Origin of the sequence: Saliphagus infecundisoli (assembly GCF_020177375.1) — an archaeon.
In the GTDB taxonomy this organism is placed as follows: domain Archaea; phylum Halobacteriota; class Halobacteria; order Halobacteriales; family Natrialbaceae; genus Saliphagus; species Saliphagus infecundisoli.
In genome coordinates this window covers 175,081-199,269 of sequence record NZ_JAIWHV010000003.1, presented here as the reverse complement: position 1 = coordinate 199,269, position 24,189 = coordinate 175,081, and the positions used below count along the sequence as shown (strand labels likewise).

The window sequence follows — 24,189 nt, the reverse complement described above, 5'->3', positions numbered from 1 at the left end:
GGTTAATCGGGTTTCTCCGGGTCGGTCGCTTCCTCGGATGGTTCGGATTCGGCTCCCGTATGGTCGTCCGGGAGGGGTCGTTCGGCCCGGCGTTTTTCGATCCGGTCCTCGAACCACTGCCACTCCCGGGTGAACTGGCCCGTCTCCTTCAGGTTCCAGACGTCGGCGTCCTCGACGATCGGCCCCACGCGGATCGACTGGACCAGATTGACGAGCCAGAGGACGACGCTGACGCCGATGACGAACGCGCCGATCGAGGCGACCTGGTTCAGGCCGACGAACTCGGCGGGGTAGGCGGCGTACCGTCGGGGCATGCCCATGTAACCAAGCACCAACAGCGGGACGAACGTGACGAACGCGCCGACGATCAGGAGCGTGGCCTGGGCCCGGGCGAGTCGCTGATTGTACATCCGGCCGGTGATCAGCGGGAACCAGTAGTAGCTCGCGGCGATCATCGCCAGCGGGATGATGCCGACGACGATGAGGTGGAAGTGGCCCACGACGTAGTGGGTGTCGTGGAGCACGAGATCGACGGGGACCGCCGCGAGGAAGACGCCCGTGATCCCGCCGATCACGAACGTGCTCATCGCGCCGACGATACAGATCATCGGCGCGGAAAGTTCGAGACTGCCGTTCCACATCGTCGCGATCCAGTTGAACTCCTTGATCGCACTCGGGATGGCGATCGCGAGCGAGACGGCCATGAAGCTCGCACGCAGGCGCGGGTCCATCCCGGTCGCGAACATGTGGTGGGCCCAGACGCCGAAGGACATGACGCCGATGGCGATCGTCGAGTAGACGATAAAGCGAAAGCCAAAGAGCCGGCGGCCACAGAACTTCGGGAGTATGAGGCTGATCAACCCGAACGCCGGCAGGACGAGGATGTAGACCTCGGGGTGGCCGAAGAACCAGAACAGGTGCTGCCAGAGCATCGGCCCGCCGCCCTCGATCGCGAAGAACGTCGTCCCGAAGTTCCGATCGAGCAGGAGGAGGATCACGGTACTCCCCAGCAGCGGGAATGCGAGCAGGATCAGCCCGCTCGTGACGAGCATGTTCCACGAGAAGATGTCGAGTTCGTCCCAGCCCAGGTCGTCGGGCCGTTCGGTGACGATGGTGACGATGAAGTTGATCGCCGCCATCGTCGTGGCGATCCCGCTCAGGTGGAGTCCCAGCAGCGTCACGTCGATCTGGGGGTTGGCCATCTCCGTCGAGAGCGGAGTGTACATCGTCCATCCCATCGAGACGGGCTCGAGCGCGAGCAAGGCGCCGACCCCGATCGGGAGCACGCCCAGGACGGCTCCGAGCACGTCCGAGATCAGTCCGCCTCGAACCAGCACCAGCGACGGCGGGAGCAGCCAGAACGCGACCGCGTTGATCCGCGGGAACGCCATGTCGTCGGCGTCGAGAAGTAACGGCAGCATGTAGTTCCCGATCCCGGTGAACACGGGCGTCACGAAGAAAAACAGCATCGTCAGCCCGTGGGTCGTAAACACCGCGTTGTACGTCTCGACGTTCCAGACGACGGTCTCGGGCACGAGCAACTCCGTGCGCATCATCATCGCGTCGGTCGCGCCCCACAGCCCCGCGGCCGTCCCGAACAGGATGTACAGCAGCCCGATGTCCTTGTGATCGACGGTCGTGAGCCACCGGAGGACGCCGGACGGTTTCTCCGTCCTCGTCAGTCCCACCGTCGGCGAGATGACGCCGCCGTCGGCGTACCACGCCGGTGGCGGGTCCCGCTGGACGCGCAGGTAGGCCGCGAGCCCGCCCAGTAGCGCCACGGCGAGGACGATTCCGGGAACCGCTCCGATCATCGATCCCCCTCCACGACCCCGATGCGGTCGCCGCGGCACCGCAGTGCCGTCGCAGTCGGTCGATCGGGATCTCGTCTCATCGTGTCCCTCCAGGTGTCGGTCGGTCCGCGGACGACTCGAGCAGTCGGCCGTACACTGCGCCCAGCGTGAAGCCGTACAGCCAGTGGGCGAACAGCGTGTAGACGCCGAAAAAGACCAGGAGCGGGCCCCCGATGTCGCCTCTGCCCGTGATCACGAACGGGATCCAGAGGATCGTGCCGAATACCACGCCGCGGGCGGCGGGATCCGGACCGCGCGGGAGGTAGCGTTCGAGCGCGAGAAAGAGGAGGGGCCAGGCGACCACGCCGGCCGCGGCGAACACGACGAAGCCCAGGACCGGATCGCCCGGCAGGCCGATGAAGCGTGCGACGACGTCGAACAGCTCCATCGTCGAGCGCGTCTCGACGTCGAGCAACAGGAGCATCACGGACATGACGGCGGTCCCGGCGACGCCGCCGGCGACGGCGCTCGGTGCCCGGTTCATGGCTCGTCTCCGCCGGACGATTCGTTCGTGGCATCGGTCGCCGACTCGTTGTCCGCCTCGCCCGCCCGCTGGTCCTCGAGCCACGCCTCGTACTCGTCCTCGCTCACGACCTCGACCGTCGAGAGCATCCCGGAGTGGCCCACGCCACAGAGTTCGGCACAGTAGAGGCGGTACTCCCCGGTCCCGGTGAGTTCCGTCCGGAGCAGGTTGGTCTCCCCCGGGATGGCGTCCTGTTTCAGTCCCAACTCGGGGACGTGGACGGAGTGGACGACGTCCTCGGCGGTGATGGACAGGTAGATCGAACGGTTCTCCGGGAGCACCAGCGTCTCGTTGGTCGCCACGCCCGCGTCGGGATACTCGAAGGCGTACTCCCACTGTTCGGCGGTGACGTCGACCTCGACTGCGTCGTCGGGAACATCGCTCGACTCCCCGTCGATCGTCGAGACCGACGGATGTGCCAGCGCGTGAAACGACGCGGTCCCGACGAACAGCAGGACGAGCGCGGTCGCGACCGTCCACGTGATCTCGAGCTGTCGATTCTCGCGGGTCGGCCGTGGCTCGTCGTTGCCCCGGAACCGCCAGAGCGTGTAGATCAGGATGATCTCGACGAGGACGGCGATCGGGACGGCCATGTAGAGCAACTGCCGGTTGAGCCGCCGGATGAGCTGGTCGGTGACGGAACTCGCGGCGACCGTCGATGGTGTCGCTGCGAGGACCACCGAGAGCAGGACCACGACGGCGACGACACCACGGCGTACCCGCGTCATCTATCAATTGGGTACGATCACTCCTCGCATAAACGTTTGTCCGACGACGGCCGGGGGTCCCGACGGCTGCCGTGGGATCGTTTATTACGCTCCCGGTCGAACGCACGCCCGTGCTCGAGTGGCTCTCTCGGGAGACCGTCGTCGATATCTCGATCAACGGGGCGCCGCTTTTCATCCTCGCGTACTTCGCGGTCCTCATCGAGGTGGCCTCTCCCTGGTCGTTCGACCCGTTGCCGGTCGTGCTCACCCACACGCTGACGCTCTTTCCGCTGGTCGTGCTCGTGTTCGCGACGTACTACGCGGCTCGCGCGATCGAGCGCGACGCCGCCCGCTCGGCGCCGACAAGGGACTCGACCGACGACCCGCCGGAGGGCCCCGACCGATGAGCCTGCCCTCGATCTACACGCCCGAGGGCGCGTTCGCGTACATGCTCGCCGTCATCGGGCTCGCGCTCGTCACCGCCGTCGTCTACCTGCTTTCGTTTGCCGGCGCGACCGTTCCGTTCTGAGACGGTCGGCGGACCGCCGGCGCACCGTCGGTCGCAACCCGCGGGTCCTCCCCCGGCATATCGGTTCCCCCGAGCGTACGACCGCGGCCGTTCCGCTGGCAGAACGGGTCGCGACTGCGACCCGCCGAGGGCGGCGGTTCGGACGTTCGGTTTTGGGGGGCGGGCTACCGTCCGTTACTTCCGCGGTCCGTGTCCCCCGCGTCGTCCGCCGGCTCGACCCGCTTTCCCGTCGACCGCGGGATCACTCGCCGGTCGGCCTCCTCCCACTCGCGCTCGAGTTCTTCGCCTTCCAACAGCCGGTCTAAAAAGACCGCGAGCCCCGCGACCTCGGAGTGGGGCTGGTTCGTGACGCCGACGTTCCAGTCGGCGGCCTCGTAGACGTCGAAGGGGACCTTCTCGGCGCCGACGACCACCAGGATGGGTGCCTCGCGGTGGGCCGTCCGGATCTCCGCTTCGACGGTCTGGACCTCCTGGCCGTACATCGTGAGGTGAACCACGCGTCCGTCCCAGTCCCGGACGAGCCCGTAGGGGGAGTCGGTCAGCTCCGCCTCGAAGGGGCCGCCGAACCGCTCGGTGATGTCGCGGACCGTCTCGCGGCTCTGGGTCGCGTTTTCGGGGAGGATCACCCTGTCGGCACCGAGCGCGCGGGCGGTGAGCCCGACGTGGGTCGTCATCCGGTCGTCCCGGCCCGGACGATGACCCAGCCGGAGAACGGCGACCTCGGGCGAGCCGTGCATACGCGAGGTTGCGCGCTCGGCCATATGTGGGTTCGGATCCGGGGCCGTTGCCGGCCCCGTCCCGGCGGTAGCTTTTTGATCGAACCGACTCGACGTCCGGGCGTGATCGGTCCGTGACGACTCTCCGGGAACGACTCGAGACGGTCCGCGAGCAGCGCTGGGGGATGGCTGCGGATCTGGCGTTCGCGGTCGTCTGGGTGACGATGGTCGAGGTCCTCTTTACGGTCGCCGACGGCCCGACGTGGGCGTACTATGCCTGTATGTTCGCCGGGGTCGTCGCGTACTTCGGGTTCGTCTGGAACACCGAACTCGCGGTCGGCTGGCGACGCGAGTAGACGGTTTCGACGACCGGTCGGTCCCAGTCCACCGCGATGTCGGTCGGATGAACCCGACCGGGGGCTACTCTCCGCGGGCGTCGACGACCAGCACCGGGACGCGGGTCGATCTGAGCGTCCGTTCGGTGACGCTGCCCAGTAGCGCTCGCCTGATTCCCGATCGGCCCTGTGAGCCCATCACGACGAGGTCGATGTCGTTGTCCTCGACGTACTCTGCGATCATCGCGTGGGGTTTGCCCGCCGAGACGTGCTCGACGGCGACGATGCCCCGCTCGCTCGCGCGGTCGGCGACGTAGCCGGTGGCCGACTCGGCGCGCTCTCGTACGTCGTCCATCTGATCGTACTGACCCTGTTCGATGCGGTCTAACTGTTCGGCGCCGAGACTCAGACTCATCGAGTCAGTGTCGACCACGTACAGCGCGTGGACCTCGGCGCCACAGGTCTCCGCCGTGTCGAGGGCGTGATCGATCGCCTTCTCGGCCGTTTCGCTGCCGTCGGTGGGAACGAGTATCCTGTCGTACATGGGTCAGTCGTCCGCGGGGGTCTCGCCCCCGTCGGCGACGACGTCCTCGGCGGTCTGTTGCTGGCCCATCGGTTCGGGGCTGTGACACTGCCGGACGATACGTTTGGTCTCGAGGGGCGGCTCGTCGGTGGCCGCCGAGACGACGATGGTGACGGCGAAGACGACCGGGACGGCGATCAACGCCGAGCCGATCGCGGGGAGCCACTGCGCCAGCGCCGGCGCGAGCGGGGCCTCGAGCCCGCCGATGTAGGCCGGCAACACCTCGTTGACCATCGCCAGCGACCAGATGCCCAGGCCGGTAAGCATGCCGGCGAGGGCACCCTGGCGGTTCGTGTTCTCCCACCACATTCCGAGGAAGAACATCGGGAAGAGGACGGCGCCGGCCAGCGCGAACGCGTAGGAGACCAGCGCGGCGATCGGCGCCGCGGGGTCGAGCGCGGCGAGCGTCGTCAACACGCCCAAAAGGACGATGCTCAGGCGCCCGACGAGGACCTGCTGGCGCTGGGTCGCGTCGGGGTTGACGATGTTCGTGTAGATGTCGTGGGAGACCGCCGACGAGCCGGCGATGAAGAGGCCGGCGGTCGTCGCGATCGCCGCCGCGATCCCGCCCGCGGCGACGAGCCCGACGAACCAGTCGGGAAGTTGTGCGAACTGTGCCGCCAACACGACAATCACGTCGCTCGCCTCCGTGCTCATGCCGGGATCGCCGTACACCGCGCCGATCTCCTGGCCGTAGAGGTCGGTGCCGAACGCCGCAAACGCCGGAGCGCTCCAGTAGAGCAGACAGATGAAAAAGAGCCCCCAGACCGTAGACCAGCGAGCGGTCCGCTCGTTCTCGACCGTGTAGAACCGCACGAGGACGTGGGGCAGGCCGCAGGTGCCGACGATCAGCGAGAACGTCGTCGCGATCCAGAGGTAATAGCTCTCGTTGACGAACGGTTCGGAGAACTCGCTGCTCAGATCGTTGATCAGGGCGCCGTACTCGAGCTGGGGCAGGACCGTCGAGTAGCCCTGAGTCCAGCCGACGACCAGCAGGCCGACGAGGAAAGCCGAGATGAGGATGACGTACTGGACGGCCATGTTCTTGGTCGCGCCGAGCATCCCCGACAGCGTGAGGTAGCCGACGGTGATCGACATCATGATGATGACCATCGCCTGGTACCCCGAGAGGCCGAGGAACCCGAGGTCGCCGAAGATGTAGAGACCGACCAGCCCCATCCCGCGGGCCTGTCCGATCGCGTAGACGAACCCGATGAGGAAGGTCGTAAGCGCCGCGATCGCGCGTGCGCTCTCGGAGTTGAAGCGATCGCCGACGAAGTCCGGCGCGGTGTACTTGCCGAACCGCCGGAGCTGTGCGGCCAGGAAGATCAGCAGGATGAAGTAGCCCGTCGTCCAGCCGACGACGAACACCAGGCCGTAAAAGCCCGAGAGGGCGATCGAGGCGGCCATCCCGAGGTACGACGCCGCCGACATCCAGTTGGCGCCGATCGCCATCCCGTTTTCTAAGTTGCCGATTGACCGCCCGGCGACCCACATGTTCTCCGTGTCGGCGACCCGAAAGACGAACCCGATGGCCAGAAAGAGGAGCAACATCCCGATCACCAGCGCGGCCGGCACCGTCTTGAACGAGATGTCCATCCCCTCCGGGAGCAGTTCGGACTGCAGGACGACGGTCGGGAGCCCTGCCCCGGTCATTCGTCGCTCCCTCCGTCGGCGGCCGCCGCCCGGTCGGGGCTATCGGCCGTGCCGGCCGCGTGTTCGATGCCGTATTTCTCGTCCAAGGCGTCGCGCCTGCGGGCGTACCAAAACGAGAGGAGCAGCGCCGCAGTCGGCGCGCCGAAGGCCACCAGGAAGTAGTGTAAGGGGAATCCGAGCACCGGCATCTCGGTCGTCATCGGGCCGGGCGCGAGCCGCGTCGCCGTCACCGGACCGAAGATGGCCAGCGCCCAGACGGCGAAGCCGACCCAAACCACCCGGAGGTGGTCGCGCATGAACCGCGTGCTCGGCCGCAAGATGTTCACTTCCGAGTTGAGGTAGTCGGTGTCCCGATGCGCCTGTGCCGGTCGGCCGGCGACGCCGCCGTCGGGCCGCGGATCGTCTGCGGCCGGCGAGCGGTCGTCGTCGTCCGGATCTCGTGAGCTAGCGTCTACCATGTGTTTTCGTTGAAGTCGTTCTCGTTGCGATAGCGACACTCAATCGCCCCGGACCTGTGCGGCGATGTCGTCGACGACGTCGGGGTTGCGCAGGGTGGAGGTGTCCCCGAGGTCGTTGCCGCTGGCGATGTCTTCGAGGAGTCGGCGCATGATCTTGCCCGATCTGGTTTTGGGGAGTTCGGGCGTGAAGACGACCTCTTCGGGGCGGGCGATGGGACCGATGGCCTCTTCGACGCCTTCGATGATCCGCTCGCGCAACTCGTCGCTGCCCTCGTAGCCGTCCTCGACGATGACGTAGGCATACACCGCTTCGCCCTTGAGGTCGTGGTCGCCGCCGACGACGGCGGCTTCGGCGACGCCCTCGGTGCCGACGATGGCGCTTTCGATCTCCATCGTGCCCAGGCGGTGGCCCGAAACGTTGATGACGTCGTCGACGCGCCCGAGGATGGTGATATACCCATCCGAGTCGATCTTGGCGCCGTCCTCGGGGAAGTAGACCCACTCGTCGGCGTCGGGATCCGAATACTCGCGCCAGTACTCCTCGAGGAAGCGCTCGTCGTTGTTGTAGAGCGTCCGGAGCATCCCGGGCCAGGGGTTGTCGACCGTGAGATAGCCCGCGTCACCCGCACCGACCTCCTCGCCGCCCGAATCGACGATCCGGGCGTCGATGCCGGGCAGTGGCGGGCCCGCCGATCCCGGCTTCATCTCGCCGATGCCCGGGAGGGTGGTGATCATCATGCCGCCGGTTTCGGTCTGCCACCAGGTATCGACGATCGGGCACTCCTCGCCACCGATATGGGTGTAGTACCACTTCCAGGCGCGAGGATTGATCGGCTCGCCCACGGTGCCGAGCAATCGGAGCGACGAAAGGTCGTGTTCTTTGGGGTAGTCCTGGCCCCACTTCATGAACGCCCGAATCGCGGTGGGCGCCGTATAGAAGATGTCGACGCCATAGTCTTCGACGAGCTCCCAGAGCCGATCTTTCTCGGGGTAGTCCGGAGTTCCCTCGTACATCACGCTGGTCGTTCCGAGCGCGAGCGGGCCGTAGACGATATAGGAGTGGCCCGTGATCCAGCCGATGTCCGCGGCACACCAGTAGGTATCGTCGGGCTCGACGTCCAACACGGCATGGGACGTCCAGGCCGCGTAGGAGAGGTAGCCGCCAGTGGTGTGCTTGACGCCCTTGGGTTCGCCCGTGGTGCCCGACGTATACATGAGAAAGAGCATGTCCTCGGCGTCCCGGGAGACCGGATCGACCGAGGCCCCTTCCTGCTCGGCGACGAGGTCGTCGTAATCGTACTGGTCCTCACCGAGCGAGTGGTCGAGTTCGTCGCCCAATCGATCGACGACGACGGTCGTCGTGTCGCCTGTGACGCTCTCGAGGCCCTCGTCGGCTTTCTCCTTGTGATCGAGGGCGTCGCCCCGACGGTAGTAGCCGTCACAGGTGACGAGATGATCGCTGTCGGCGGCGTTCATCCGGGTGGCGAGCGCGTCGGCCGAAAAGCCCGCGAACACCACCGAGTGGGGCGCGCCGATACGAGCGCAGGCGAGCATGGCGATCGGAAGTTCGGGGATCATCGGCAAGTAGAGAGTGACGACGTCGTCCTCCCTTACCCCGAGATCCCCCAATACGGCCGCGAATTCCTCGACCTCTCTCAACAGCTCGCTGTACGTGAACTCGCGGGTGTCGCCCAACTCGCCCTCCCACTGGATGGCGAGCTCGTCGCCCCGGCCCTCCTCGACGTGCCTGTCGAGGCAGTTCGCCGACGCGTTCAGCTCGCCGCCCGTGAACCACTCGTAGAAGGGCTTATTACCGTCGTCGAGTACGGTGTCGTACTCCTGGTCCCACGAGAGCAGGTCGGCGGCGCGCTCCCAACACTCCGGCCAGTTCTGCTCGAACTCGTCGTAGATCGCGGGATCGGAGACGTTGGCCTGGGAAACGAACTCCGCGGAGGGCTCGAACGTCTCCTGGTCGGCGAGCCGTGCCTCGAGTTCTACCGGTGGGTCGTCGTCACCTGACATGGAACGTCACATAGATTAGGAATAATACTGATAAACCCCGTCTCTAAATACGTAAAAACTACCGAGTTTCGTCGGTTGAGGGGCCGTCGAAGAACGTCCGGAGGAGTTCGTGCTGTCCCTTCCGGAGGTGGTTGTGCAGCGTCGGCGAGGAGATCCCCATCGCGTCGGCGATCTCCTCGGCGGTACTCTCCCGCGGCCAGTCGTAGTAGCCCCCGAAGTACGCCGCCCGGAGGGCCGCCTCCTGGCGGTCGGTGAGGCGCTGTTCGATGCCCTCCCGAAACTCGCTTGCGGTCCGGACGGAGCGCTCGACCTCGCGTTTGCCGGCGAGTTCGGAGTCGGGAAACGCCGACCGGACCCCTTCGACGATCGCCCGGATCTCGGCGTCGGCGCTACACTCGGCGGCGATCCGGGCGACCCCCTCCTCGATCGTCGCCGCCAGGACCGTCGTTCCGTACTCCGTCAGGGTGACGATCGGCGAGGAGCCCAGCAGGACGAACTCGACGCGCCACTCCTCGTCGCCGGTCCCGACGAGCCGGCAGTCGTCGACGCCGGGGTCCGCGTCGGCCAGGTCGAACACGTCCGTCGGTGGGGCCCCCTCGAGGCGGACGTAACAGAGCTGGGTCGCCTCGGTCAGCGAGACCAGCGAGTCGAGTTCGAACCGACAGCCCAGTTGTGCCGAGGCCGAGACGAAAAACGAGTTCCCGTCCCGACAGACAATCTCGAGTTCGACGAGGGTGTCCGAGAGCAACAGGGTTCGGCGGCGGGCGGCGGCGACGGCGTGGCCGGCCTGGCGCCCGACGGTCGAGAGCCAGCCGCGTTCGTCGGTCCCGAAGGCGCCCTCGCGGTCGGCGCCGACGAACAGCGTCGCGTACGTCGCGTCGCCGTAGCCGACGCCGACGGCGGCGACCGATTCCGGGGACCGATCGACGCCGTCCGCCTCGACGACGGCGACCTCGCCCGGTCTCTCCTCCCGGCTTCCCTCGAAACTTCCGGGGAGGTCGGCGGTGCGGTCGGCGTCGATCCCACAGGCCGCGTGGGGGCTCTCTCCGTCCTCGGGAGTCCGGCGTTCGATCCAGGCCAGGTCGTATGCCGGGGGGCCGGCGACCGAGTCATCGCCGAGGTCGCTGCCGGCCAGCGTCTCACAGAGCTCGGCCTCGATCTCCGCGGGCGTCGAACTCTCCAGGATCGCTTCGGTCACCGCCCGATGCCGGCCGGGGATCCCGGGAGGTGAGGCGGTAGTTCCGTCCGAACGGTCGATCCGATCGGGCTCGACGGGGTCGAACGCCGCGACCAGCGCGTCGTCGGTCGGCTCGGGGAGGTAGGGCTCGAGGCTCTGAAAGCTTCCCCAGCCGCCGGCGGCCTTCACGGCCCGGGGGTTCACCCCGGCGACGAGGGTCCGCCGGGCGAAGAACCGCCGAAGACCGTCCGTCGAGATCCCGGCGAGGGAGGGGTCGCTCCGGCGCGTCGCGGCCCGGTCGGCGACCTCGGAGACGAGCATCTGGAGCCGGCGCGCGCCGACCGAAAAGACCCGCTCGTCGCCGGCGATCCCGGCGTTGCGGACGTACCGCCGGAGCTCGCCCTCGACGGCGGTCGGGAGGTACGCCCGCCGATCCTCGCCGCCGCTTTCCGTCGGGATCGAGAGGAGATATCGCGGGGGATCCGACCGCTGCTCGTGGACGTTATCGGGCCGGATCCGGGTCAGCTCCCGCGGCCGGAGGCCGGTCTCGCCGACGAGGCGAACCACGAGCGCCTCCCGGTAGCTCTCGGCCGCGTCGAGCAGCGCCTCGTACTCCGTTCGTGCGAGCTCGTCCCCGTGAGACGCCATTTCGTAATCTCTCGAACACCGAAGGGAAATAGGCTTTGATAGGCGTCCTCAGTGTCCACTCGCCGCTTCATCCGCCGTCACCACCTTCCCTTGTATTTCGCTTTCTATTGAAAGTCGAAATTCACTCCTCTCCGATCGTCTCCCGGAGCTCACCGACGATCTCGGGATTTCGAAGCGCACTGGTGTCCCCGAGATCCTCGCCGCGGGCGATCGCCCCGAGCAGCCGGCGCATGATCTTGCCCGAGCGGGTCTTGGGGAGGTCGGGCGTGAAGACGATCCGGTCGGGTCGGGCGACGGGGCCGATCGCGTCGTCGACGTTCGTCCCGATCACCTCCGGGAGCCCACGCGAGGGGTCGACGCCCTGTTCCGGGCTCACGTAGGCGTAGATGCCATCGCCGGCGACGACCGCGGCCTCGGCGACGCCCTCCGTGGCGACGATCGCGCTCTCGAGTTCGGCCGTGCTCAGCCGGCGCCCCGAAACGTCGATCACGTCGTCGGTCCGGCCGAGAACGGTGACGTAGCCGTCGGGATCGACGCGGGCGGCGTCCCCGCTGTCGTAGACCCAGTCGCCGGCCGCGGGATCGGAGAACCTCGACCAGTACTCCTCGACGAAGGCGTCGTCGCCGCCGTACAGCGTCCGGGCCATCCCGGGCCAGGGCCGGCGGATCGTCAGGGAGCCGGCCTCGCCGGGATCGACGGCCTCCCCGTCGGGATCGACGACGCGGGCGTCGATCCCTGGCAGGGGTGGACCCGCCGCCCCGGGTTTCATCTCGTCGACCCCGGGCAGCGTGGTGAGCATCATGCCGCCGGTTTCGGTCTGCCACCAGGTATCGACGACCGGACAGTTCCCGCCGCCGACGTGTCGGTAGTACCACTTCCAGGTCCGGGGGTCGATCGGCTCGCCGACCGTCCCCAACAATCGGAGCGATGAGAGGTCGTGACTCTCGGGGTACTCCGCGCCCCACTTCATGAACGCCCGCACCGCCGTCGGCGCGGTGTAGAAGACGTCGACGGCGTTTCGCTCGACGATCTCCCAGAGGCGATCCCGGTCGGGGTAGTCTGGGGTGCCCTCGTAGAGCAGGGTCGTCGTCCCCAGGGCCAGTGGCCCGTAGACGATGTAGGAGTGGCCCGTGATCCAGCCGATGTCCGCCGCACACCAGTAGGTGTCCCCCGGCTCGACGTCGAGGACCGCGCGGGCGGTCCAGGCGACGTAGGAGAGATAGCCCCCGGTCGCGTGGACGACGCCCTTTGGTTCTCCGGTCGTTCCGGAGGTGTACATCACGAAGAGGTCGTCGCGCGAGTCTCTGGCGACCGGCTCGACGCTCTCGCCGGCGTGGGCCGCGAGCAGGTCGTGGTAATCGTACTGGTCGTCTCCGAGATGGTGGGGGAGGTCCTCGCCGAGGCGGTCGACGACGACCGTCGCCCGCACGTCGTGGCCGACCGAGAGCACGGCGTTGTCGACTTTCCCCTTCTGGTTGAAGGCGTCCCCGCGACGGTAGTAGCCGTCGCAGGTCACCAGGTACTCGCTGTTGGCGGCCTCGATCCTCGTGGACAGCGCGTCGGCCGACAGCCCCGCGAAGACGACCGAGTGGGGCGCGCCGATGCGCGCACACGCGAGCATCGCGACAGGGAGTTCGGGAATCATCGGCAGATAGAGCGTCACCACGTCGTCCTCCACCACCCCCAGTCCGCTGAGGGCGGCCGCACACTCCTCGACTTCCACGGCTAGCTCCCGGTAGGTGTAGGTCCGTGACTCGCCACGTTTGCCCTCCCAGCGAAGCGCCGCGCGGTTCTTCGCGCCGCCCTCGAGATGGCGGTCGAGGCAGTTCGCCGCCGCGTTGAGTTTCCCGCCGTCGAACCATCGGTAAAAGGGGGCCTCGTCGTCCTCGAGGACCGTGTCGTACTCCGTCTCCCAGGAGAGCAACTCGGCCGCCCGCTCCCAGCAGCCGGGCCACTCCTCGTCGAACTCCTCGCGGGGGTCCTCGCGCATGTTCGCCCGGGAGACGAACGACTCCGGGGGCGGGATCGACGGGCCGGCGTCCGCGGTCCCCGATCCCGACCAGCGTCGTTCGTCCATGCCCTCACCCTGTGGGGTCGGAAAAATAAGCGTTCCTCCGCCCCTCGTCGGAACCACAACACACATGCACCGCCTCCCGGTCGGTACCGACATGGACCTGACCGATCGCCGGCTACTGGTGACGGGCGGGGCGGGACTCGTGGGCTCAGAGCTCGCGGCCCAGCTCGCGGCCGACAACGAGGTCGTCGTCGTCGACGACCTCTCGAACGGGGTTCGCGAATCGGTTCCCGACGACTGCGCGTTCGTCGAGGGCGATCTCACCGAGCGGGAGACCCTCGAGGACGCGATCACCGGGGACCTCGACGCGGTCTTTCACTGTGCCGCCGCCGACAAATACGTGGATACCGACGACCCCCGCGAGCAGTTCGAGGTCAACGGCTCGATGACCTACGATCTCGTCGAGCGGATGGAGGAAGTCGGCGTCTCCCGGCTCGCCTTTACCTCCTCCTCGACGGTCTACGGCGAGGCACCCCGTCCTACGCCCGCGGACTACGCGCCCCTCGAGCCGATCAGCATCTACGGCGCGGCCAAGCTCTCGGAGGAAAGCCTCCTCTCGGTGTACGCCCACTCACACGACTTCACGGTCTGGAACTTCCGCTTCGCGAACGTCGTCGGCCCCCGCTTCGGCGCGGGCGTCGTCCCCGACTTCGTCGAGAAACTCGACGAGAACCCGGAGACGCTGACGATCCTCGGCGACGGCCGCCAGCAGAAGTCCTACATGCACGTGGCCGAGTGTTCGGAGGCGATCCGGGCAGTCGTCGAGGGCACCCCGAAGGGGGGAATGCACACCTACAACCTCGGCACCCGGACGACGACCTCCGTCGATCGGATCGCCGACATCGTAAGCGACGAGATGGGCCTCGATCCCGACTACGAGTACACCGGCGGCGACCGGGGCTGGACCGGCGACGTCCCGAAGATGCGCCTCTCGATCGAGAAGCTCTCGACCCACTGGGAGCCCGCCCTCTCGAGCGACGACTCCGTCAGAGAGGCCGCCCGCTCGCTCGTGGCCCGCCTCGACGAGCGGTAGTCCGGGGAAGCTTTAGCCGGCCCCGACCTACCGCCGCCAGTGCAAGTCGTCGGCTACGACCCGAGCGGCCGGGGCTCCGCGTTGCTGGTCAGCGACGGCGACGGGAGCGAGGCCCGACGGATCTCCCTCGAACCGGGCACCGACCTCGGCTTCGGGCTCGGCGACCGGCGGTGTGCCGGCTCGATCGACCGCGAGGGCGTCCACTACGCCTGCGACCGCCCCGAAACCCCCTACTGCGAGTTCCACACGACGAGCTGGGTCTGTGCCCGCTGTACGGGAACCTGTCTCAAAGACGAGATGGACTGTTACGACCCTCACGCGGTCTACCTCGCGGCCTTCGCTCCCAGGACGGTCAAGGTCGGAGTAACGCGGGCCGAGCGCCTCGAGACCCGCCTGCGCGAGCAGGGCGCCGACCGCGGGGCCCACATCCACACCGTCTCGAACGGCCGGATCGCCCGCGAACTCGAGGCCGGAATCGCCGAGGAACTCACTGACCGTGTCCGGGTCCCGACCAAGCGGGCCGGCCTCGCGGCGAACGTGGACGCGGATCGGTGGGAGGGCGCTCTCGCGGAGTTCGACGTCATCGACCGCTACGCCTTCGACTACGGACTCGACCTCCCGGTCCGACCAGTGGTCGAAACGATTGCTTCGGGTACGGTTCGGGGCGTGAAGGGGCGGCTGCTCGTCCTCGATCGGGGCGCGACGACGTACGCCGTCGACATGCGCGACCTGGTCGGCTACGAGCTCGAGGAGGGGGCCGACGAACGCCGGCTCCAGTCGTCGCTGGGTTCGTTCTGACGGCTATGACAATCCTTTTCCGGCGCGGCGGAGAACCCGCCCTCATGGCCGACGACAACGAACACGACGCCGAGGACGCCGGTAGCGAGGACGCAGAGACCGGAGAGGGCGAGGAGAAGTCCTTCCGCGAGCGCGTCGAGGAGATCCGCGAGAAACGCGCCGAGGAAGGCGAGGAGGGAGAGGGCGAGGGGCCGCCGGACCCCTTCGGTGGCGGCGGTGGCGGGCCTGGCGGCATGGGCGGCGGTGGCGGCAACCCCTTCGCCCAGATGATGGGCGGCATGATGGGCGGGGGCGGCCCCGGCGGTCCCGGCGGGGCGCCTGGCGGCGACCAGGGCAGCGACAACGAGGAACTGGTCCGCGAGGTCCGACAGCTCAGAGACGAGATGCGCGACCAGACCCGGCAGCTACAGCGCATCGCCGACGCGCTCGAGGACGACTGAGGCTCGTTTCTTCGCGTTTTCGACGGTTTCCGGGGTCGCTTTTCCGGAGAGTCACGGCTCCGGCGGTCGGGAGCCGAGCCAGCCCCGGTCGCGAAAGTGGTCACGGAGGTAGCCCACGGGCGACCAGCGTCCGACCAGCCGGGAGGCAAGCACCACGCAGAGCCAGGCGAGGACGATCCCGGCGACCACGTCGGTCGCCCAGTGGATTCCCAGATACATCGTCGAGAGCACGACGCTGACCGCGAGGGTGAACGCGACCGGGTGCCACCGGGGGTAGACGGCCCGCGAGCGGTAGGCGAGCAAGGCTACGGTCACCGAAAGCGAGGTGTGAAGCGAGGGGAAGACGTTCGTGTTCCGGTTTACCTGGCGCGTGAGGTACTGGTAGCGGGGATAGGTGTCGAACAGCAGCCCCTGGACGAGTTCGGGCATCATGTTCCGGGGACCGTAGGCGATGATGACGACGTAACAGATCAGCCCGAGGACGTAGTTCAGCGTGTAGGCCGCGAGCAACTCGCGCAACGGGCGGCTGTTGGGGAGCGCGAAGTAGGCGACCACGGGAAAGACCAGCAGGAAGATGTAGCCGTAGATGTAGATAAACGAGAAGTAGCTGGTGAACGTCGGGTTCGCAAACGACTGGAGCCAGACGAGGAACTCGCCCTCGAGGTCGTAGATCACCCACGTGAGGTTGAGGTTGACGAAGCCGACGTTCTGGTTAATGATCCAGGAGAGCTCCGGGACGACCTGGCGGGCGATCCCGTTGAACAGCAGGACGACCGTGAGGACGGCCGCGGTCGGTGCGACGTCCCGGAGCCGGTCGGTGAACTCCCGGAGTGTGACGACGAGCCGCTGGCGGCCGACGACGACGGCCGTCGCGACGGCGATCATGATCGAGACGCCGATGCTTACCTCAAGGAGGACCCGGCCGAGCACGCTCACTCACCCATGAGGAGGTCGCCCTGGTCGTTGTACTGGAAGCCGATCTCCTCGAACTCCGCGCGGGCGGCCTCGGCGTCGAGGTCGCCGTCCTCGCCGAAGAAGGGGACTTCGGGGTCCTCGCCGTCCCACCGGAGGCTCTCGGGAACCCACTCGTCGCTGGCTTCCTCGTTCCTGTCGTCCCCGTCGTGCTGTTCCCATCCCTCGGGAAGCGGCGTCGCGACGGGGTCGGCGTGGCCGTAGAACACGTCGCGGGCGATCCACGCCTTGTCGAGCAGGCGGGCGACGGTCCGCCGGAAGTAGGGGTTCCCGAAGGGGGCGTTCCTGACGTTGAACCCGACCTGGTAGAACGCCCGGGAGGACGTGTCCCGGAGCGCGAGTCCCTCTCGCTCCTCGACGTCCCCGATCGTGTGGGGCTCTATCGGCGTGACGGTGACGTCCCCGTCGCCGTTTCCCATCGACTCGATCGTCGATGGGCTGCTGGGTTCGACCCGGGTCCCGAGTTCGGCGACGGTCGGCGCCGGCGTCGGCCCCGACTCCCGGCGCTCGGCGCCCGTCGGAGGCGTCTCGTTGCCGTTTTCCCCATCATCGTCTCCCTCGCCCTCGACGTCCCCGCCGCTGGCTCCGGCATCCTCCCGGAGCGAGAAGTGGTCCTCGAAACGGGCCAGCTCGAGGCTCTCGCGCTCGGTTCGCTCGACGAACGCGAAGGGGCCGCTGCCGACCGGTGGGATGTTGTCGGTGACGACGGCCTCCGTCGTCCCCTGGGAGATCGAGATTCCGGCGATCTCGACTTCCTCGGCGCGCTCTCTCCAGACGTGTTCGGGGAGGATCGGGACCGCGAGCGCGCGTTCGCCGACCTCCCGGCCGGTCGAGACCTCGATCTCGACGGTTCGGTCGTCGGTAGCGATGACCTCCTCGACGGCCGTGACCTGGCCCTGGTAGCGAGGCGCCGGCGCCTCGATCGACTCCTCATCCCCGAGCGTGGTGTCGTCGAGAAAGCGGTAGGTGAAGGCGACGTCGTCGGCGGTGAGGGATTCGCCGTCGTGAAAGGAGAGGTCGGGCCGGAGCCGGACCGTCACCGTCCGGCCCTCCCACTCCCAGGACTCGGCGAGCCAGGGACGAAAGCCGTCGCCGTCGGCGGTCGCGAGCGAGTCGTACAGCAGGTCGATGTAGGTGCTCTGGTCGTAGTACTCCGCCGACAGCGGGTTCAGGTTTACGGTCGAGCGCGCGTCGGTGACGAGCGCCCGGAGCCGGTCGTTGGGGCCCTCGGCGCCCTCGACTTGTTCCAATCCGAGATAGCCAAGCCGGCTCGCGAGCAGGTCGTCGTTCCAGCCCTCGAAGCGGTCGGTCCGCAGGAGCCGGTGTTCGGTCGGGACACACAGCGGGACGAACGGCTGTTCGGCCGCGAGCGCCTCCAGGATCTCGCCGATGGTGGTCCGGCGGGCCTCGCCGCCGATCCGCCGCTGGCGCTCCAGTAGGGTGTCGAAGGCCATGTTCGTGAATCCGTAGGGGTTCTGCCAGCCGGGTTCGCTCGCGAACACCGAGTGGAGCGACTCGTAGAGGAAGTCGGGGTCGTCGTCGCCGGGGTGGTGGCCGACGAAGAGGTCGAAGTCGTGGTTGACGAGCGTCGCCCGGAAGAACTCCTCGACCGACAGCGGGTCGATGCTGGCCTCGATCCCGACTGCCGCGAGGTTCGCCTGGAGGTCGTTGGCGATCCGGATCGAGACCTGGTCGACGTCGGCGGGGACGGTCGTGATCGTCAGGGAGAGCTGCTCGGGGCCGTCCCGGTTGACGGCGTTGCGGGCTCGGTGGACGCAGCCGGCAGTAGCGCCCAACCCGCCGGCTCCGAGCGCCGCGAGCAGCGATCGCCTGTCGAGCCGGTCGGTGGAGGGTCCCGTCATCGTGGCGTCGATATATCATCGATACTCGACCCTCCCCGTATAACTATATTGTGGATGGTCCGTCCCCGTATCCCTCTATTACCCCCGGGGCGCCGCCCGCGATCGAACGCAATATGGATGCCACGGGGGACCGAACCGTCTGCCATGACCGTCGCCGAGGAGCGCATCGAACGCCTCGCGGAGCTTGCGCGGGCGGCCGCCCGAGGGGGCGAGGACGACCGCGCACGCTACTACGTCCGCCTCGCTCGCCGGGTCGCCGAACGAAACCGACTGGTCCTGCCCCGCAAGTTCCGTCGGTTCACCTGCGACGACTGCGACGCCTACCTCCGGCCGGGGCGAAACGCCCGAGTCCGCCTGCGGGACGGCCACGTCGTCATCACCTGTGACTGCCGGGCCCAGGCACGATACCCGTACATCGACGGCTGATCCGCGACGACTCGCGTCGACGCAGCGCCCTCGAGCCGCTCGCGCTCCGGTTTCGGGACCATTAAACCATCATCCCCCTAGACGCCGCCATGGACGACCAAGAGCTCAAGCGGCGAGCCCACGATCTGGACGTGACCGTCTGGGTCGGCAAGGGCGGCCCCGAGGCGGTCGTCGAGGAGCTCGACGACCAGCTTTCGGCAAACGATCTGATCAAAGTGAAGTTCCTCCGGGCCGCCCGGACGGGGCCCCCCACCGAGGAGCAGGCCGCGGACCTCGCCGAACAGGTCGGCGCCGACCTCGTCGATACCCGGGGCCATACGGCGGTGTTGTACCGATGACCGCCACGCCGCCGCTCCAGATAACGGAGGGCCTCGGACGATGGTTCGCCGACAACGTTCCGGGCCTGGCGGGCGCCGGCGGGGAAGCCGTCGCGAGCGTCCTGGTGTTCGTCGTCGGCCTGGTGGTCTTCGCCGCGATCGGCCGTGCGGTCGTGATCCCGCTCGTCGGGCGGGCACTCGATGCCCGCGAACTCGACGCCCACGCACAGACGCCCCTGTTGCTCGCGACCCGCCTCGGGGTGTTGTTCGCCGCGGTCGCCCTCGCGTTCGGCTTCGCCGGCTTCGGCAACTTCCTGGTCTCGATGGCCGGCATCGCCGCCGCGGGGGCGCTGGCGGTCGGGCTCGCCCTCCAGAACGTCATCTCGAACTTCGTCGCCGGCGTCTTCATCTACACCGACAGGCCGTTCCGGATCGGCGACTGGATCGAGTGGGACGACGGCACCTATTCGGGGATCGTCGAGGACATCAGCCTCCGGGTCACCCGCGTGCGGACGTTCGACAACGAACTGCTCACCGTACCGAACAGCGTGCTCACCAGCGGCGTCTTGAAGAACCCGGTAGACGGCGACCGCCTCCGCCTGAAGTTCGACTTCGGGATCGGCTACGAGGACGACATCCAGCAGGCGACCGATATCATCGTCGAGGAAGCCAAGCGCCATCCTGACATCCTGAACGAGCCCGAGCCCTCCGTCCGGCTGACCGAACTCGGCGACTCCGCGGTCGGCCTCCAGTCGCGCTTCTGGATCGCAGAGCCCTCCCGCGGGGACTTCGTCCGCACGCGCGGGGAGTACGTCACCAGCGTCAAGGAGCGGTTCGACGAGGAGGGGATCGACATGCCCTACCCCGTCCGAACGCTCGAGGGCGGCCTGCAGATGGAGAACGCCCAGCACCTGTCGGCCGACGACTGATTTTCGGCGATCGCTTTCTTTCCGCCGTAGAACTGTGCTCGCACGCTCGATTCACAACGCCGAGTCCGATGTTACGTATCGATACGAACGAAAACGCGCGAAGTAAGTCCGTGACAGGACCCACCTTCCGGCTGGCCTCTTCCGTTATATATCCTTGGTTGGATACTACACGAGTTTCACTGTGACCAAAACATATCCGTTGACAATCTAACCTAGCTATCATGAAACGACGCGCACTCCTGATCGCGGGTGTTGGCGTCCTCGGTGGCTGCCTCCAGAACAGTACGGATACCACGCAAAGCTCCGACGGGACGGATCAAGACGAGGAAGCTGACGGAACGGATCAGGAAAACGAATCGAACGGACCCACCGAGGGACCCGACTCGAACACCACGAATCAGAACGACACGTCGAACGGGCCGACTCAGGATAACGCGACCAACGAGTCAGCGCAGGAAGCGGATGGAAACGGGACCGATCGGAGCGAGCGCGACCGCGAGAGGCGAACCTACGACATAGAAGCAGACCCACCATCGGACAGCCCGATCCGATACGAGTTCGAGGTGATCCAGCCCGAGATCCACTCGTCCGAGTCGCCGCTTACGGTCACCGTCTCGATCTCGAACCCGACCGACGAGACGATCCGCTACAGCACGAAGGGAAACGCCGTCGCGGAGAACGTCACGTACGAGGAATTCATACTGATCCCGAACGAAGAAGACACGTACTCGTTCGACGAACGAGAACGGTTGTGGTTCGAATCGGAAACGAGAGATTCCACGGGTTCGTATGAATCCGGAGAGCTCGATCCCGACGAGACACTATCTCGAGAGCTCGTGTTGGTGCGACGACAGCACGAGGACTTCCCGGAGACGGTTCCCTCCCAGCTCTGGTTCGCCACGACGGTCGTAGTGGAAAACGGGGGTACCGGTGGCGAAGACGATTCCGAAGACGCGTACGGTTTTTCGTTCTCTCTCGTATCGACACGAAAGCAAGACAAGAATATCCAATATGATCCGGTCCGCGAGAGCCGCGCCTACGAAGTAGATCCGGAGACGTCATCGGAGAGCCCGATTCGACACGAGTTCGAAGTGACCCAACCCGATATCCACTCGCCCGAGTCGCCGCTCACGGTCACCGTCTCGATCTCGAACCCGACCGACGAGACGATCGTCTACAGGGATCGGCGCGCGGCCCTCGGACGAGCCCTGACGTCGGACGATTTCATTCTAGTTTCACCAGATGAAAACGAGTATGCGTTCAATGAGAAGGAACGGCTGTGGTTTGCGATCGGCTCGGTCGGCACCACGGATACGAGCCTGTTGGGGGAACTCGAACCCGACGAAACTCGATCACAGGAACTCGTCCTGGTGAGGCTGTCCCACGAGGGATTCCCGGGGACGGTTCCTTCGGAGTTCGAGTTCTCTACATCGCTCGGAGTTGCTGACGAAGGCAGTGAGAGGATCACCGATTACCAGCACACTGTCGCGTTCTCTCTCGTTGCAACGTAGTGTCCCCTGACGGAGTTATCGCGTGGTAACAATCCGTTCCGCTCTTCACATCGTTCTGAGAATCCGAATCCGTCAGAACGGGCCGTTTGCAGCGGCTATCTACCAAATCTTCTTTCTATCCCGTGTTACCGCCGGTTCGTTCGAAAACACAGCAAGCCGGCTCACCGCGAGTGAGCGATGCGAACGAGCAGGCCGACGACCGACCGGAAGCGACGCGACGCACGGCTGTCGGGGAGGGAGGAGTGCTTTTCATCGAAGCTGAGCGGGATCTCCGATCCCGCTAGGTCCAAAAGAGCACGCATGCTCTTTTGAAGATTTTGCCGAGGGCGCGGCGGAGCCACGCCTGCAGCGCAAAAGTTCGTCGCGTATGAATGCGGACGGCCCGCGGTTGCCCGGCGTTCCGGCCGGGGGAATCCCGGTTGCCTCCTCCACCCCGCGACCCGTCGAGCGACAGGTGTCCGGCGGTCCACTGCTCGCTTCCGCGCCTGATGGGCTGTCGCCGGTTAGCCACGATGGGGCGTCCCTGCGGACGGCCATAATGGCCCGCTGTCCCCGACGGACGAGGCTTCTACGTTGGCTCCCGGGGCCCCGGTCGGTCGGACCGGACGCCCGCGGAATTCGGTCCCCGCTGATGACCGTAGTGCGGGTAGAGAGCAGGGCCAAACTGCCCGACCTAGTCCACTCCTCCGTAGGGGGTAGGGGCTTAAGGGCCTTACGCCACGCGAGTGGTGTTTAGACGAGACCGAGCACGCGGGCGTACCACGCGGAGGCGGCGACGACCGCGGCCGCACAGACGGCGAGGAGCCAGCGATGGTACTCGAGCCAGGTCGCCTCGCCGATGCTCGCGACGACGTCGGCGGGGACCGCAAGGGCCCACGCGAGGACCAACAGCGTGAGCACGGTACCGAGAACGAGGGTGAGGCCGGCGGCGTAGTCGGGGCGGGTGCGGGCCTGGCGGCCGGCCGCGAAGAGGACGATTCCGACGAGGGGAAGCGCCGCGAGGAACTGCGGGCCGGCGATCCCGTAGCCGCCGTAGTAGGTCTCGAGACCGGCGGCCGCCGGTCCCTCCAGGAGGAGGTAGGGGGCGACGACCGCGAGGAGGTAACAGAGACAGGCGACGATCCCCGCGGTCGGCGGGCGCTGCTGGGCGCGCATGCCCGGGATCTGGCAGCGAGGTCGCATAAGGACGGCGGTCCCCGGTTCGGACCGGTCGCGCGAAAGACACAATTAGCTGGAGCAGTCACTCGAAGGCATGGGACTGGGCAGTACGGCAAAGAAGATCCAGATCGTCTCCGAGCGCGCCGAGCAAGTGTACAAACAGATCCAGGAGCTCCAACAGCGGATCATCCACTTAGAGCGAAAGCTCGAGGACACCCACGACACCGCCACCGCCCTGGATCACCGGATCGAGGAGAACCGCGCTCTGCTGGTCGCCATCGCCGAGGAGCAGGGTGTAGACGTCGATCAGGTCACTACCCAGGCCGCAATCGACGACGCCGACGAGCTCGCCCGCGACGACGAGGCCGCCGCGGGGGCCGATGGCGGCCGGACCCGGGAGACCCCGCCGCAAGGAGCGGAGTAGCCTCGGCGGCTGGAGGATAATAAGAGCTAACACCCGGGGCAACATTTGCCTGCCCGGATGACGAGCCACGAGCGTCCCCTGGAGTCGGTCCTCGAGACGGTCGGCCGGACGCCGCTGGTCCGGGTCCACGACGGGCCAGAGGAGGTGGCGATCTACGCGAAACTCGAGTCGTTCAACCCCGGCGCGAGCGTCAAGGACCGGATCGGCCGGTACATGCTCGAACGGATGCTCGAGCGCGGCGACGTCTCCCCCGGCGGAACCGTCATCGAGCCGACCGCCGGCAACACCGGGATCGGGATCGCGATCGCCGCCGAACAGCTCGACCTCGAGGCGATCTTCGTCGTGCCCGAGCGCTTTTCCGTCGAGAAACAACAGCTGATGGCCGCGCTGGGTGCCGAGGTGATCAACACGCCGAGCGACGACGGGATGGACGGCGCGATCGACCGGGCCCACGAGCTCGCGGAGGAACTCGACGACGCGGTGGTCCCCCAGCAGTTCTCGAACCCGCTGAATAGCGAGGCCCACTACGAGACGACCGGGCCGGAGATCTACGACGCGTTGGATGAGGTGGGCGCTGTCGTTGCCGGCTGTGGCACCGCGGGGACGCTCATGGGGATCGCCCGCTACGCACGCGAACAGGACCCAGACACGTACGTCGCGGGCGTCGAGCCCGAAGGCTCGCTCTACGGAGAGTTCTTCGGCGAGGACCGCGAGGAAGGCGAGTACAAGGTCGAGGGGATCGGAACCCACGACCCCGCGACCAACGAGCTGTTCGACCCGGATCTCGTCGATGCCGTCCACGCCGTGGCCGACGAACGCGCCCACGAGGAGGTCGCCCGTTTGGCCCGCGAGGAGGGCCACCTGGTCGGCTCGAGCGCGGCCGCGGCGAGTGTCGCGGCCAAGCGCGTCGCCCGCTCGATCGCGGACGGCGGGATCGACGCGCCTTCCGAGAGCGTCGTGACGGTGTTTCCGGACTCGAGCGAGCGGTACCTCTCGAAGGGGATCTACCGCTCGTTCGAGGAGTGGGAATGTTGAAGG

The 24,189-nt window shown here is 67.1% G+C and carries 25 protein-coding genes and 1 other RNA gene; 12 read left to right on the top strand and 14 right to left on the bottom strand.

Features of this window, described 5'->3' with window-relative positions; genetic code table 11:
* Positions 1-2: 2 nt before the first annotated feature.
* From LCF40_RS08105 to coxB, 3 genes are all read right to left on the bottom strand, one after another.
* Positions 3-1,814, bottom strand: coding sequence for a cbb3-type cytochrome c oxidase subunit I (locus LCF40_RS08105; RefSeq protein ID WP_224828073.1), 1,812 nt, complete (start codon positions 1,812-1,814; stop codon positions 3-5).
* 76 nt (positions 1,815-1,890) lie between these two features.
* Positions 1,891-2,337, bottom strand: a complete 447-nt coding sequence (locus LCF40_RS08100; protein ID WP_114577685.1) for a DUF6789 family protein — start codon at positions 2,335-2,337, stop codon at positions 1,891-1,893.
* Positions 2,334-3,104 (bottom strand): cytochrome c oxidase subunit II, encoded by a 771-nt coding sequence (coxB, locus tag LCF40_RS08095; RefSeq protein ID WP_224828072.1) that lies wholly within the window; start codon positions 3,102-3,104, stop codon positions 2,334-2,336. Before coxB ends, LCF40_RS08100 begins: the two co-directional genes overlap by 4 nt.
* Positions 3,105-3,175: 71 nt before the next feature.
* On the opposite strand from coxB, the gene LCF40_RS08090 reads away from it, so the two are divergent.
* The gene (locus LCF40_RS08090; protein ID WP_224828071.1) at positions 3,176-3,490 is read left to right on the top strand and encodes a DUF6684 family protein; all 315 of its coding nucleotides are present in this window, start codon (positions 3,176-3,178) and stop codon (positions 3,488-3,490) included.
* Positions 3,487-3,612, top strand: a complete 126-nt coding sequence (locus LCF40_RS23145; RefSeq protein ID WP_263623621.1) for a hypothetical protein — start codon at positions 3,487-3,489, stop codon at positions 3,610-3,612. Before LCF40_RS08090 ends, LCF40_RS23145 begins: the two co-directional genes overlap by 4 nt.
* 164 nt (positions 3,613-3,776) lie before the next feature.
* On the opposite strand, the gene LCF40_RS08085 is transcribed toward LCF40_RS23145, so the two are convergent.
* On the bottom strand, positions 3,777-4,349 hold the full coding sequence (locus LCF40_RS08085; protein ID WP_224828070.1) for a tRNA (cytidine(56)-2'-O)-methyltransferase: 573 nt from the start codon (positions 4,347-4,349) through the stop codon (positions 3,777-3,779).
* A gap of 113 nt (positions 4,350-4,462) precedes the next feature.
* Here LCF40_RS08085 and LCF40_RS08080 point away from each other — a divergent pair, with 113 nt between their 5' ends.
* Positions 4,463-4,684: a DUF8119 family protein gene (locus tag LCF40_RS08080; RefSeq protein WP_224828069.1), complete on the top strand. Its 222-nt coding sequence runs from the start codon at positions 4,463-4,465 to the stop codon at positions 4,682-4,684.
* Between the two features lie 64 nt (positions 4,685-4,748).
* Here LCF40_RS08080 and LCF40_RS08075 read toward each other — a convergent pair whose 3' ends face one another.
* From LCF40_RS08075 to acs (LCF40_RS08050), 6 genes are all read right to left on the bottom strand, one after another.
* Positions 4,749-5,207 carry a universal stress protein gene (locus tag LCF40_RS08075; RefSeq protein ID WP_224828068.1) on the bottom strand — a complete coding sequence of 153 codons (459 nt, stop codon included), beginning with the start codon at positions 5,205-5,207 and terminating at the stop codon, positions 4,749-4,751.
* A 3-nt stretch (positions 5,208-5,210) separates the two neighbouring features.
* Positions 5,211-6,902 carry a VC_2705 family sodium/solute symporter gene (locus LCF40_RS08070; RefSeq protein ID WP_224828067.1) on the bottom strand — a complete coding sequence of 564 codons (1,692 nt, stop codon included), beginning with the start codon at positions 6,900-6,902 and terminating at the stop codon, positions 5,211-5,213.
* Positions 6,899-7,360, bottom strand: coding sequence for a DUF4212 domain-containing protein (locus LCF40_RS08065; RefSeq protein WP_114577692.1), 462 nt, complete (start codon positions 7,358-7,360; stop codon positions 6,899-6,901). The genes LCF40_RS08070 and LCF40_RS08065 overlap by 4 nt, the downstream gene beginning before the upstream one ends.
* A gap of 39 nt (positions 7,361-7,399) precedes the next feature.
* Complete coding sequence (acs, locus tag LCF40_RS08060; RefSeq protein WP_224828066.1) at positions 7,400-9,382, bottom strand: acetate--CoA ligase; 1,983 nt, start codon at positions 9,380-9,382, stop codon at positions 7,400-7,402.
* A 58-nt stretch (positions 9,383-9,440) separates the two neighbouring features.
* The gene (locus LCF40_RS08055) at positions 9,441-11,207 is read right to left on the bottom strand and encodes a bacterio-opsin activator domain-containing protein (protein ID WP_224828065.1); all 1,767 of its coding nucleotides are present in this window, start codon (positions 11,205-11,207) and stop codon (positions 9,441-9,443) included.
* A 121-nt stretch (positions 11,208-11,328) separates the two neighbouring features.
* Positions 11,329-13,284 carry an acetate--CoA ligase gene (acs, locus tag LCF40_RS08050; protein ID WP_224828064.1) on the bottom strand — a complete coding sequence of 652 codons (1,956 nt, stop codon included), beginning with the start codon at positions 13,282-13,284 and terminating at the stop codon, positions 11,329-11,331.
* Between the two features lie 91 nt (positions 13,285-13,375).
* Here acs (LCF40_RS08050) and LCF40_RS08045 point away from each other — a divergent pair, with 91 nt between their 5' ends.
* From LCF40_RS08045 to LCF40_RS08035, 3 genes are read left to right on the top strand one after another with little or no spacing between them, the layout of a single operon-like run.
* Positions 13,376-14,314, top strand: a complete 939-nt coding sequence (locus LCF40_RS08045) for an NAD-dependent epimerase/dehydratase family protein (protein WP_224828063.1) — start codon at positions 13,376-13,378, stop codon at positions 14,312-14,314.
* Positions 14,315-14,353: 39 nt separating this feature from the next.
* Entirely contained in the window at positions 14,354-15,112 is a 759-nt protein-coding gene (locus LCF40_RS08040; protein ID WP_224828062.1) for a DUF2797 domain-containing protein, read from the top strand.
* Positions 15,113-15,156: 44 nt separating this feature from the next.
* Positions 15,157-15,552, top strand: coding sequence for a hypothetical protein (locus tag LCF40_RS08035; RefSeq protein WP_114579469.1), 396 nt, complete (start codon positions 15,157-15,159; stop codon positions 15,550-15,552).
* Between the two features lie 51 nt (positions 15,553-15,603).
* Here the strand turns inward: LCF40_RS08035 and LCF40_RS08030 are convergent, their stop codons facing one another.
* Together LCF40_RS08030 and LCF40_RS08025 are read right to left on the bottom strand one after the other, a co-directional pair.
* The gene (locus LCF40_RS08030) at positions 15,604-16,482 is read right to left on the bottom strand and encodes a phosphatase PAP2 family protein (protein WP_224828061.1); all 879 of its coding nucleotides are present in this window, start codon (positions 16,480-16,482) and stop codon (positions 15,604-15,606) included.
* Positions 16,483-16,484: 2 nt separating this feature from the next.
* Positions 16,485-18,386, bottom strand: a complete 1,902-nt coding sequence (locus tag LCF40_RS08025) for an ABC transporter substrate-binding protein (RefSeq protein WP_224828060.1) — start codon at positions 18,384-18,386, stop codon at positions 16,485-16,487.
* Between the two features lie 144 nt (positions 18,387-18,530).
* Between LCF40_RS08025 and LCF40_RS08020 the strand changes: the two genes are divergently transcribed.
* The 4 genes from LCF40_RS08020 (at position 18,531) to LCF40_RS08005 (ending at position 21,569) form a co-directional block, all read left to right on the top strand.
* Positions 18,531-18,812: a ribonuclease P protein component 4 gene (locus LCF40_RS08020; protein ID WP_224828059.1), complete on the top strand. Its 282-nt coding sequence runs from the start codon at positions 18,531-18,533 to the stop codon at positions 18,810-18,812.
* An 89-nt stretch (positions 18,813-18,901) separates the two neighbouring features.
* Positions 18,902-19,150, top strand: coding sequence for a YhbY family RNA-binding protein (locus LCF40_RS08015; RefSeq protein WP_114579465.1), 249 nt, complete (start codon positions 18,902-18,904; stop codon positions 19,148-19,150).
* A complete protein-coding gene (locus LCF40_RS08010) occupies positions 19,147-20,058 on the top strand; it encodes a mechanosensitive ion channel family protein (protein WP_114579464.1) in 912 nt (303 codons plus the stop codon). The genes LCF40_RS08015 and LCF40_RS08010 overlap by 4 nt, the downstream gene beginning before the upstream one ends.
* 221 nt (positions 20,059-20,279) lie before the next feature.
* A complete protein-coding gene (locus LCF40_RS08005) occupies positions 20,280-21,569 on the top strand; it encodes an ICP22 family protein (RefSeq protein ID WP_224828058.1) in 1,290 nt (429 codons plus the stop codon).
* A gap of 371 nt (positions 21,570-21,940) precedes the next feature.
* Here LCF40_RS08005 and ffs read toward each other — a convergent pair.
* An RNA gene (gene ffs / locus LCF40_RS08000) (signal recognition particle sRNA) lies at positions 21,941-22,253 on the bottom strand.
* Between the two features lie 48 nt (positions 22,254-22,301).
* Positions 22,302-22,724 carry a DUF7548 family protein gene (locus LCF40_RS07995; RefSeq protein WP_114579462.1) on the bottom strand — a complete coding sequence of 141 codons (423 nt, stop codon included), beginning with the start codon at positions 22,722-22,724 and terminating at the stop codon, positions 22,302-22,304.
* Positions 22,725-22,821: 97 nt separating this feature from the next.
* On the opposite strand from LCF40_RS07995, the gene LCF40_RS07990 reads away from it, so the two are divergent.
* Together LCF40_RS07990 and LCF40_RS07985 are read left to right on the top strand one after the other, a co-directional pair.
* Positions 22,822-23,151, top strand: coding sequence for a DUF5798 family protein (locus tag LCF40_RS07990; RefSeq protein WP_114579461.1), 330 nt, complete (start codon positions 22,822-22,824; stop codon positions 23,149-23,151).
* 57 nt (positions 23,152-23,208) lie between these two features.
* Positions 23,209-24,186 (top strand): PLP-dependent cysteine synthase family protein, encoded by a 978-nt coding sequence (locus tag LCF40_RS07985; protein WP_224828057.1) that lies wholly within the window; start codon positions 23,209-23,211, stop codon positions 24,184-24,186.
* The last annotated feature ends 3 nt before the right edge of the window (positions 24,187-24,189 follow it).